At 32.0% G+C, this 845-nt stretch carries 1 pseudogene; it reads right to left on the bottom strand.

The features are described from left to right. Nucleotides 1–692 (bottom strand): annotated as a pseudogene (locus DXB43_RS15855) (ATP-binding protein); the annotation flags it as partial. Between the last annotated feature and the right edge of the window lie 153 nt (nucleotides 693–845).

The following is an 845-nucleotide window of genomic DNA, read 5'->3' as shown; positions in this document are numbered from 1 at the left end:
GCCTGTTGCTCTAAAGCGATGAGCTGCTTTTCATAATAGTTCTTTTCATCTGCCATTTTAACAAAATATAAAAGGTATAGATCTGCCAGAACAATACACCCCATATTGACTGCACATAAATAATTTTCTTCTCCATTTTTAAAATTCTCTACAATTACACCCATGTTAATCAGATTGTATAGGAGTATAATTCCATACATGATGTACCTTGTCTTTGCATAAGGAATATCGCTCTTTTTCACAAACCTGTTTATGAATGTATAATACAAAAAAATAAGTATTACTTTTGAAAATGTTACCTCAAGGCAGTAAAGCATTGTTTCATTCACATTTTTTATATCTGCTGCCTGCAAAATACATTGTAAAAGAATCACTCCTAATGATTCACAAACAGACATGCAAAATACCAATGCCTCACATTCAATGATGCGTCTTAACGGTTTATCCATATCCTCATAATACAGAGCATATGCTATTATCCCCGTCAACACGCCCCAGACCACCAAATTTAATATGGAATGATTGAGCATATTGATACAGGTTGTAAAAATCACTGTGACAGTCTCAACCACAATATATACATATCTACTTTGACTACTCTTTTTATACTTTCCATTCATAAACTGGAACAGTATGGTACTTATGATAAAACAGGAAAGAGCATTACATAATATCAGTAAAATCGTATTCATCGTTTCTCCTATGAATTTTTCTGCAAAAATTTATTTACTTCTTCTCTAAAATCGCTGCTTCTCTTTTGCGCAATCTGGAGTTCTTTTCCATTATCCATATAAATAATAAAACCCTTTATTTTTTCAATATGCCTTAAATTAACCAGATTTCCT

The organism is Roseburia sp. OM04-10BH, assembly GCF_003462605.1.
In the GTDB taxonomy this organism is placed as follows: domain Bacteria; phylum Bacillota; class Clostridia; order Lachnospirales; family Lachnospiraceae; genus Roseburia_C; species Roseburia_C amylophila.
Note: the sequence above shows the minus strand (reverse complement) of the source record. Positions and strands in the feature narration are given on the sequence as shown.